The 9,405-nt window shown below is 39.6% G+C and carries 12 protein-coding genes; 4 read left to right on the forward strand and 8 right to left on the reverse strand.

Annotated features, from left to right (window positions below; genetic code table 11):
• Nucleotides 1-57: 57 nt before the first annotated feature.
• Complete coding sequence (gene lpxC / locus K217_RS0104125) at nt 58-858, reverse strand: UDP-3-O-acyl-N-acetylglucosamine deacetylase (protein ID WP_029551866.1); 801 nt, start codon at nt 856-858, stop codon at nt 58-60.
• A gap of 10 nt (nt 859-868) precedes the next feature.
• The gene (locus K217_RS0104130) at nt 869-1,591 is read right to left on the reverse strand and encodes a uroporphyrinogen-III synthase (RefSeq protein WP_231476992.1); all 723 of its coding nucleotides are present in this window, start codon (nt 1,589-1,591) and stop codon (nt 869-871) included.
• 66 nt (nt 1,592-1,657) lie between these two features.
• Between K217_RS0104130 and K217_RS0104135 the strand changes: the two genes are divergently transcribed.
• From K217_RS0104135 to metF, 3 genes are read left to right on the forward strand one after another with little or no spacing between them, the layout of a single operon-like run.
• Nucleotides 1,658-1,951, forward strand: a complete 294-nt coding sequence (locus tag K217_RS0104135; protein ID WP_029551868.1) for a GYD domain-containing protein — start codon at nt 1,658-1,660, stop codon at nt 1,949-1,951.
• A 5-nt stretch (nt 1,952-1,956) separates the two neighbouring features.
• Nucleotides 1,957-2,298 carry a hypothetical protein gene (locus tag K217_RS0104140; RefSeq protein WP_029551869.1) on the forward strand — a complete coding sequence of 114 codons (342 nt, stop codon included), beginning with the start codon at nt 1,957-1,959 and terminating at the stop codon, nt 2,296-2,298.
• Nucleotides 2,264-3,151: a methylenetetrahydrofolate reductase [NAD(P)H] gene (gene metF, locus K217_RS0104145; RefSeq protein WP_029551870.1), complete on the forward strand. Its 888-nt coding sequence runs from the start codon at nt 2,264-2,266 to the stop codon at nt 3,149-3,151. Before K217_RS0104140 ends, metF begins: the two co-directional genes overlap by 35 nt.
• On the opposite strand, the gene K217_RS0104150 is transcribed toward metF, so the two are convergent.
• From K217_RS0104150 to K217_RS0104165, 4 genes are read right to left on the reverse strand one after another with little or no spacing between them, the layout of a single operon-like run.
• Nucleotides 3,132-4,538 carry a hypothetical protein gene (locus K217_RS0104150; protein ID WP_029551871.1) on the reverse strand — a complete coding sequence of 469 codons (1,407 nt, stop codon included), beginning with the start codon at nt 4,536-4,538 and terminating at the stop codon, nt 3,132-3,134. The two genes, metF and K217_RS0104150, sit on opposite strands and share 20 nt — an antisense overlap.
• Nucleotides 4,539-4,566: 28 nt before the next feature.
• Complete coding sequence (miaA, locus tag K217_RS0104155) at nt 4,567-5,502, reverse strand: tRNA (adenosine(37)-N6)-dimethylallyltransferase MiaA (RefSeq protein WP_029551872.1); 936 nt, start codon at nt 5,500-5,502, stop codon at nt 4,567-4,569.
• Nucleotides 5,489-7,204, reverse strand: a complete 1,716-nt coding sequence (gene rpoD, locus K217_RS0104160; RefSeq protein WP_029551873.1) for an RNA polymerase sigma factor RpoD — start codon at nt 7,202-7,204, stop codon at nt 5,489-5,491. Before rpoD ends, miaA begins: the two co-directional genes overlap by 14 nt.
• A 48-nt stretch (nt 7,205-7,252) precedes the next feature.
• Nucleotides 7,253-7,882, reverse strand: a complete 630-nt coding sequence (locus K217_RS0104165) for a phosphoribosyltransferase (protein ID WP_029551874.1) — start codon at nt 7,880-7,882, stop codon at nt 7,253-7,255.
• Between the two features lie 38 nt (nt 7,883-7,920).
• On the opposite strand from K217_RS0104165, the gene gcvH reads away from it, so the two are divergent.
• Nucleotides 7,921-8,361, forward strand: a complete 441-nt coding sequence (gene gcvH / locus K217_RS0104170; RefSeq protein ID WP_029551875.1) for a glycine cleavage system protein H — start codon at nt 7,921-7,923, stop codon at nt 8,359-8,361.
• Here the strand turns inward: gcvH and coaD are convergent.
• Nucleotides 8,358-8,840, reverse strand: coding sequence for a pantetheine-phosphate adenylyltransferase (gene coaD / locus K217_RS0104175; protein ID WP_029551876.1), 483 nt, complete (start codon nt 8,838-8,840; stop codon nt 8,358-8,360). The genes gcvH and coaD overlap by 4 nt on opposite strands.
• Nucleotides 8,833-9,291: an RsmD family RNA methyltransferase gene (locus tag K217_RS0104180; RefSeq protein WP_029551877.1), complete on the reverse strand. Its 459-nt coding sequence runs from the start codon at nt 9,289-9,291 to the stop codon at nt 8,833-8,835. The genes coaD and K217_RS0104180 overlap by 8 nt, the downstream gene beginning before the upstream one ends.
• Nucleotides 9,292-9,405: the final 114 nt, after the last annotated feature.

The raw sequence follows: 9,405 nt of genomic DNA on the forward strand, positions 1-9,405 counted from the left end.
ACATAGCCCCAAACCTTATCCCTACTCCATAGATACTGGATGAATAATTAGACAAACTTATAAATCAGCAAGGGATTTTACTAAATCGTAATTTAAGGAGTGACCCCCGTAATAAGATACGATCCTTCCCTTTATGTATTTTCCTAACAAAGAAAGATCCCCTATTAGGTCCAAAAGTTTGTGTCTTATGGGCTCGTCTTTGGATCTTAAACCTTCAGAGTTATACACTTTTCCGCCTTTTCCAAAAACTACCGCATTTTTCAAACTTCCGCCCTTTGCAAGTCCCGCTTTTCTGAGAGCTTCCACTTGATGATCATAACAGAAGGTTCTGGCAAAGATCAGTTCTTTTATGTTTCCTTTGAACCTTACCCTACGGTCTTTGAATAGACCTTCCACGCTCCCCACGTATTCAGCCACAAACTGATCAAACGGTAAAGCTTCAATTCTTGCAGTGCAGTTTCTAACACTTACAGGGGTTTTTATTTCCAACACCTCCTTTTCTTTTTCCAATTTATGAACAAGCTTTTTCAGTTTTTTATAGAAAAAATAACCACTGCCGTCCATTGCTGGAATTTCCCAGCCTTCTAAAACTTCAATTACAAGGTTATCAATACCAAGCATGTAAAGAACAGCCATAAGGTGCTCAACGGTCTTTATTACCCTATCACCTTTACCCAGATCTGTGGAGTGTCTCGTATTAACAACATATTTGTAGTTAGCTTGTATATACTCGCCCTTGACAAAAAACCTAATGCCTTTGTAACTATCGTCTGGGTGTAGCCTGATCTTGGAATACTCTCCCGTGTGAAGCCCTATACCTTCAAACTCCACTACGTCCCTTATCGTAGCCTGATACATCAACCTTATATTATTGCAAAAAAGATGCCAACCTTTTAATCGTGTTTAAAACTTCATACATGCTTGGTTTCTTTGGCACTTCACACTCCGCGTTAAAAAGTTTTTCCCACTGCTCTTTTGTAGTTTTGCCAATACATATGATTTTTTTATCCTTCAAACTCGGTTTATTGTTTAGCTTTTGCAAATTTGCAAAAAAAGACTTGACTGCAGAAGGACTTGCAAAGACTAAAAAGTTAGACGCCTTGAGCTTTTCCTCCAGTTCCTGCGCCGGATAATCCACCATTTTTATTTGATAAACATCTAAAGGAAACACCTCAAAACCCATCTGTCTTAGCTTTTTTATAACCTCTTCCCTTCCAATGTTAGACCTTGGGATAAGAACTCTTCCAGAGTGTCCTTCCAAAAGTTTGATTAACTCCTCTCCATAGTACTCCGCTGGCACAGCCCAAACAGTGTATCCGTACCTTTCAACCATCTCCTTTGTCTTTTCGCCCACCGCTAAGATCTTTTCTTTCCCACTTAAAGCACATCTTGAGAGAAAATACTTGACCGCCTTCTGACTTTGAAAGATAACAAAGTCAAACTTACCTTCGGGAGGCTCAAATTCAAGCGCTTCTTCATCTATTAACGGCAAACTAACTACTTTAAATCCTTCCTTTTCAAAGATCACTCTATCCTTCTGTATATCTTCCTTAGCCCGTGTTAGCAGTACAGTCAGTTTTTTGTCATCCACTGGTTTCAAACCCCTCTTGCACTGCGCCTGTTTTACGAATTATAATTTAGGTTAAGGAGGTGAGTCATGCCGGTATTTGTGATGTTAACCACACTAACAGACGAAGGTATGAAAACTTTGAAGAATAAGCCCGAAAGGATCAAAGAAGTGGATAAAGAGGTGATGGATAAATTTGGAGTTAAGATCTTGGCTCAGTATGCGGTAATGGGACCTTACGACTTTGTAAACATAATAGAAGCTCCGGACAACGACACAGTAGTAAAGATGGCCATAGAGTTGGGGTCCAGAGGGACTATAAGAACACTGACAATGCCAGCTATAGAAATTGATAGGCTAATAGAGGACCTAAAGAGCATCTGAAATTTATGTATCATGCCCTTGAGCTCTTTTTGAACATAGCACAGGCTTATACTGACCTTACCTTCGGAAGAAGTAAGGACGAGTTAATAAGTAAGTGTATAAAGGCTTTAAGGCTTTTAAAAGATCAATCCTTAGAGAGTGTAAAGGCCAATAAGGAAGTTAGCGCAGGAATTGAGCCCTTTTTGGAAAGGTTAGAAGCATTTGTAAAGGAACATCCGGAAGAGTTAGGCTGTCTTCTACAGCTTTTGGGGATATTCCTAAAATCTCCCATCCCGTGTAAAATAAGACTGATAAACTTTTCGGAGGTTTTGTTTGAAAATAGGAGAGATATTAAAGAGGGAATTTAGTGTATCCTTTGAGTTTTTTCCTCCTAAGTCTGCAGAAGGTGAAGCCGAGCTTTTTAGAACCATAAAAGAATTGGAAACTATAAGACCAACCTTTGTATCTGTTACCTACGGAGCGGGCGGAAGCACAAGGGATAGAACAAGAAACATAGCTAAGAGAATACACACAGAAACTAATATAACCGTAATGGCTCATCTAACGTGCATAGCGCATTCTAAGGAAGAAATAATGCAGATATTACAAGATTACAAAGATATAGGAATAGAAAACATTTTGGCTCTCAGAGGAGATGTTCCAAAGGATGGCTTAAAGGATTCTACAAAAGGATGCAAATATGCGGTAGAATTGGTAAGGTTTATACGAGAAAACTTCGGTGATTGGTTTTCCATAGGTGTGGCAAGCTATCCAGAAAAACATCCAGAATCTCCTAACATGGACTGGGAAATTAAGCATTTCAAAGAAAAAGTTTTGGCTGGTGCTGACTTTTCCATAACTCAGATGTTCTTTGATAATACCTACTATTATAGGTTCGTGGAAAGGTGCCAAAGGGAAGGTATAAACATACCTATCATACCGGGCATTATGCCTATAACCAATTTTAGTCAGATAAAAAAGTTTGCGATCATGTGCGGTGCAACTATACCACAGAACTTGGTGGAGCTCTTGGAACCTTATTCTGACAATCCGGAGGAAACTACAAAAAGGGGAGTGGAATTTGCCATAAAGCAGTGTGAAGACCTTTTAAGTAACGGTGTGCCAGGTCTGCACTTTTACACTTTAAACAAGTCTAAGGCAACCTTGCTCATATACCAAGCCATAAAACATAAGATACCTATTAAGGACCTATCTGTCTGAGGAAAGGAGGTATCTCTTCGCTCTTTGTCCATCCACACTCATCAAGAATGATCTCTATGGTTTCCTCCCTTTTGCCCGTTTTTTGAGAAGCATACTTTATAAAGTCAGCCCTTTTGCCCTTGAAGTTTTCTATCTCCTCTTCCGAAACTTCCGGCAATCTGGAGGTTATTCTCTGCTTTACTATTTTCCAAGCGGTGCTGTTGCTATATAGGTCAAACTTTTTATCCCTTATGGTAACCTTTGTTGTTAGCTCTTTCAGAAATTCAAACCTTTCGGGGCTTATGGTTAGAATAGTTTCTGCCATCAGAGGATCTGCGGTGTAAAAGATCCCAAATAGCTTTCCTAAGATTCTCCTGTGGGTTAGAATTATACGGTCAAGTATTGTCTGCACCTCCTCTTCTAATTTTTCATAGACAAGGTCGTAATAGTTCAGAGTTTCAAGTTCTAGACCACCTATGTGTCTTATAAAGTTTGCCACATTCCCATAATAAACTTTCTGTTTCTCTTCTTTCTTTGTTGGAGTTGGCTTAGCTTCCTCTCCATAGTCAAGTACCACATCCGTATGGACAGGAGGTATGATATGATAAGTTTCTGACTCCCATCCAGCCTTTCTTAGAATCTGTTCTGCACCATCTTCGTCTATGTTATATCTGGACATTAGCATTTTTTTAAGCCCTTCCCTGTCCCTTCTGTATTTATCCAGCTCTTCCTCCGGTATATCTACTTCCACATACACAAGCTTATCAGTGCCGTTTTCCCTTATGAATATGTTTTTCCGACCCTTTATGTGCCTTTTTATGAAATTCCACTCTTCGTCGGTCATAACCGGTTCTGGATGCCACATTTTGGACATCTCTTCTTCTAACTCCAAGTAAGGCACCGATTCGTACCAAGTGGCGTTGTTTAGCTTAAGCTCTACAGATTCTCTGCTTTCCCCGACCTTATCCATTACGTATTCTATAAACTCCTTTCTCTTGAACTTAAAGTTTTCTATCTCCTCCAAAGTAAGGGAGGGAAAGAGTATCTTAAGTTTGTATTTTATGTAATCCCAGTTGCCAAATAGGTTTTGGTGTTCTATCGCCTCGTATCCGTAAGGATTATTGCGCAGGAAGTCAAAGTAGTATCCTATAAACGTCCTTACTCTTGGGTCTGTGCTAGCCAACACCTTAATAAAATCCGGGTCGTAATACTCTATAATCTGAAGAAGGCGAGCTATGTTTACTTTTTTCACATTTTCCAGATGACAAAACTCTACCCTATATTCTGCAGGAAGATCGTGATTGCAGTATTCGTTCATCACATCCATTTCCCTTTTAAGCATACTGCGGAAAAAGGCCAACTTTTCCCTTCTGTTTAAACTTGTTTTTTCTAAGAGTTTCTCAATCATAGCTATACACCCCAGAAACTTTTGATGTTTAATTTAAGCCTGCTTTGAGATTTTGAACAGTTTCTGAGCTAACCTTTAGAATAAAATCTACCCCTTCTTGGAGAGTCATGCGATCCATATCAACCTCTATCCATCCTTGCTTTCTAAACCACCTTATCTGTCTCTTTGCGTATTCTTTTGTGTTCTTTATTATCCTTTTTATCGCATTCTCCAAAGTTATCTCCCCTTTAAAGTATGGCACAAGCTCTTTGTAGCCTATGGCCTGCTGGGATGTTAGAAATTTTTCAAAGCCCATCTCCAAAAGGCTCTTAACTTCATCCAAAAGACCTTCTTCCACCATTCTTTTTACCCTCTGCTCTATTCTTTTAGCTAAGCTTTCCCAAGAACGCTTTATGTAAAACCCAAGAAAACTAAACCTTGGACTTTGCCATCTGTGAAAGTAGGAAAAGGGTTTGCCCGTCTGAAGGAACACCTCCAGCGCCCTGACAATTCTTCTTGTATCCTTAGGATGGATTTTTTTTGCATAAAGTGGATCAATTGTTTTAAGCTTTTGGTAAAGGTATGCACTACCTTTTTTTTCAGCTACATAGTATAACCTTTTTCTCAAACTCCAATCTGGGTCCGGTGTGTATGCAAGACCGTATAGCAGAACCTGAAAGTACAAGTAAGTGCCACCGCACAGAATTGGAACTTTTCCCCTACTTTTTATATCCTCTATAGCCTTTATGGCTAATTCTTCAAATATCTTAGCGTCAAAGTATTCTCCTGGCTCCAAGATGTCTACAAGATGCTGTTTTACACCACAGTTTTTTTGTTTAGCGGTTCCTATGTCCATATGCTTGTAAACCGCCATTGAATCTACGCTTACTATTTCTGTGTCTATCTTCTTAGCTAAGGCACACGCTAACTCAGACTTACCGCTTCCCGTAGGGCCACCAATAAGCAAAAGGTCATATGGGTTCAAAGTCCTTTAGATACTTAGCCCTTGCAGGATCTCTTAGCTTTCTTATGGCTTTATTCTCTATCTGCCTTATTCTCTCTCTGGTTAAGTTGAACATTTTACCTATCTGCTCTAAGGTGTATTCTGTACCATCCACAAGCCCGTATCTGTACATCAAAATCTCCCTTTCCTTTTCGCTCAATGTTTGTAGAACCTTTATCAGCTGTTCCCTCAGTATTCTTCTGGTCGCTTCCTCTTCCGGTGAAGGAACACTTCTGTCCTCTATGAAGTCCTTTAGATGTGCATCTTCGTCATCTCCTATAGGAGTTTCTAAGGATACTGGTTCCTGGGATATTCTCAAAACTTTTCTTGTCTTTTCTACGGGTATTCCTAAGTATTTGGCAACTTCCTCTGCCAACGGTTCTCTTCCCAGTTCTTGGAATAGCTTCTTGTGGGCTTTGGTTATGTCGTTTATTGTTTCTATCATGTGAACCGGTATTCTTATGGTTCTCGCTTGGTCTGCTATTGCCCTGGTTACCGCCTGCCTTATCCACCAAGTAGCATAGGTGGAAAACTTGTATCCCTTTCTGTAGTCGTATTTATCTACCGCCTTCATCAGACCTATATTACCTTCTTGTATAAGGTCCAAGAAGGGCAAACCCCTATTTACATACTTTTTAGCTATAGAAACCACGAGCCTAAGGTTGCACTTTACCATTACCTGTTTTGCCTGAATAACCTTTGTCCTACCTTCTTTTATTATCTGTATTACTCTTTTTATCTCTTCAGGTATGATTCCAAGCTCTCTTTCTAAATCTTTAAGCTCTTTCTGTATAGCCAAAAACTCGCTTTTTAACATCTGCAACATTGCAAAGTTATATCCTGCCCTTTCTGCCTTTGCCTGCAAGTCTGCGTTATAGTCGCACTCTTTTATTAACTGCTCTATGTCCGGATGGATCTTCTCAAGCTTTATTTTTCTCTGTTCATACTCTTTCATCTTTTTGGCGTATTTTTGATAAAGGTTTAGAAGCTCGTCTGCTATCCTTTCAAACTTTGAATATTTGAGCTTCATTTCTTTGAGTATTCTGTTCATTTTAGCGTGCCTTTTCAGGTATTCCTTCTTATACTCAGGAAGCTTGTAGGACAGATAAAGATCCCTCCAGTAAAGCGCATCTTTGTAAGCTTTTGCTAATTCTAAGCCTTTTTCTATAAACTGTCTTTCTAATTGCTCGTGTGATTCTTCGTATTCTTCCACGGTTTTGCTTTCGTCAAAGGTGTCCATGATGTCCTGAACCCTTAGCTTGCCGTTGCATACATTGCCCCACTCTCTCAAAACCCTCTCCACCAAAAAGGAAGTTCTCAGAAGCCCCCTTCTCATTATCTTCCTACCCATCTCTATTTGCTTAGCATACTTTATCTCCTCTTCCCTTGTTAAAAGCGGTATTTTTCCCATTTCTCTAAGATATAGCCTTACGGGATCGCCGTCCTTTGAGGTCTGCAAAAGGTGATCGGTAGATACCAAGAAATCCTCGTCCCTTGTTATTTCTTTAGTCTCTTCTTCGGTTTCAAGAAGCTTGATTCCTCTCTCTTGGAGGAAATCCATTACCTCTTCGTAAAGTTCTGTGTCAATCAGGCTATCACCTAAGGCCTCGTTCAACTCGTCGTAAGTAACATATCCTTTTTCTCCCAAGGAGATAAGCTTTTTCATAAGACTTCTGTTAATCATTCCTTACCTCCTTTACTCAAAACTTTATAATATAGGTCTGGACCTGCATTATTGCAATATGTTTTGAACCTCCTCATCTTCCACCTGCCTAAAATCCCTATAAAACATTCCTACCGCAAAAGGGGAATGCGTGGTAGAGCGATAACAGTAGACCTCATCTGCATAGTTTTTCAATCTTTCTTCAGTTTCCTTTGGACAAACAGGCACTGCTACTATTATCCTTTTGGCACCTTTCCTTCTTAGATACTTTACCCCAGCCTCTACGGTCATACCCGTAGCTATACCATCATCCACCACTATAAACTCCATACCTTCAAATTGGGATATCAAGCCCTTTTCAAATTTTTTCTCCCTCTCCTTTATCTTTTTCAGCTCTTCTTGTGCAACTTTCTGTATAATATTTGGCGTTAGCCCAAAGTACTCCACTGTACTTTTGTTCAAGTGTATTTCCCCGTCTGGGTCTATAGCACCAAAGGCTAATTCTGGATTTTCGGGAACACCGAGCTTTCTGACTATTAGAACTCCTAAGGGACAGCCCAAAAGTCTTGCAACTTCTTTTGCTACAACCACTCCCCCTCTGGGTATGCCAAGGACCATACATCTTTCTTCATTTTTCAATTTATTCTTTAACCACTCACCAAGGATCCTACCTGCCTCCTGCCTATTGCTAAAAATCATATGTTTGTATTAATTTATGCGGTTAAAATATTTCCGTCATGAAAACATACAAAGGGTGTAAGATACCGGAGGAACTTTACTACGATATAGAAAATCAAGTGTGGTATAAGATAGAAGAGAATGGTTTAGTCCGTGTTGGGGCAACGGACATAGGACAAACGAGGGCAGGTAAGATGGTAAATGTAAGGATAAAACCTCCGGGCAAGCACGTGCCAAAGGGAAAGCCCATTGCCTCTTTGGAAAGTGGTAAATGGACAGGCCCTATACCTGCGGTTATAGAAGGGGAAATAGTGGAAAGAAACGAAAGACTTTTTGACGAGCCAGAGCTTATAAACGAGGATCCATACGGAGAAGGTTGGATAGCCATAATAAAACCCACTAACCTTGAAAGGGATCTAAAGGACTTAGTAACTGGGGATATAGCCTTTGAGAAGATGAAGGAATACATAGAAAGGGAAGGGGTGGAGTGTAAAGGTTAAGGACAGCCAAACTTTTCTTTTAATTTTTTTGCAACGTAAGGATGGACCAAACCTTCCAACTTACCACAATAACTGGCTATTTCCCTTACTATGGTTGAACTTATGTGTATGTATTCCTGGGATGGCATCATAAATATGGTTTCTACGCCTGCAAGCTTGTTGTTATTTAAGGCTATTTGAAGCTCGTATTCAAAATCGGTAAAGAGCCTAACACCTCTGACTATTACGTTTATACCCTCCATTTTCATAAAATCCACAAGCAGACAATCAAAACCCTTGACCTCTACCTTTGAACCCATTTCCTTGACCATGACTCTGAACATTTCCAGCCTTTCTTCAAGGTCAAACAAAATATGCTTTCTTGGATTTTTTGCTATGGCTACCACTACCTTCTCAAACAGCGCACAGCTTCTTTTGACTATGTCAAGGTGTCCCAGATGGGGAGGATCAAAGGTGCCCGGATAAACCACACTAATCATATTCCTTCCTCCAAATAGACAGGACTGTATCTCCATAAGTTTTTACCTTTTCTGCTCCAAAGTTTTGATTTTTTCTATGTTCAAGTATAAAAATACCTCCTTTAGCCAGTTTTCTAAGCGAAATTTCTATCAGTTTTTTGTAATCTTGATAGTCGTATGGAGGATCTGCAAAAATTATATCCGGTGCGCCTTCAAAGGACTCTAAAAATTTTATAGCATCAGAAACTCTTACATCACCGCCTTTTTCCTTTATTAATTGGGCTAACTTTTTGCTTTTTTCCACAAAAATTACCTTGGCTCCTCTTTCCATTGCCGTAAAACCTATCTGACCGCTTCCAGCAAATAGGTCTATAAACAGCTTTTCTTCTATATCTCCCAATATGTTGAATAATGCCTGTTTAACCATAGAAGAGGTGGGTCTAAGTTTGGATTTTCTACTTGATTTTTTCATAAGAGTTATTATAATTTGTTATACGTCGGGTGAGAAATTAACTAAGCACATAGCTTTTTCTGAAGAAGCTGTAGCCAATAGCATATCCATAAAGGTAAGCCAAAAGTGTTATAC

The organism is Thermocrinis jamiesonii, from assembly GCF_000702425.1.
Taxonomy (GTDB): Bacteria; Aquificota; Aquificia; order Aquificales; family Aquificaceae; genus Thermocrinis; species Thermocrinis jamiesonii.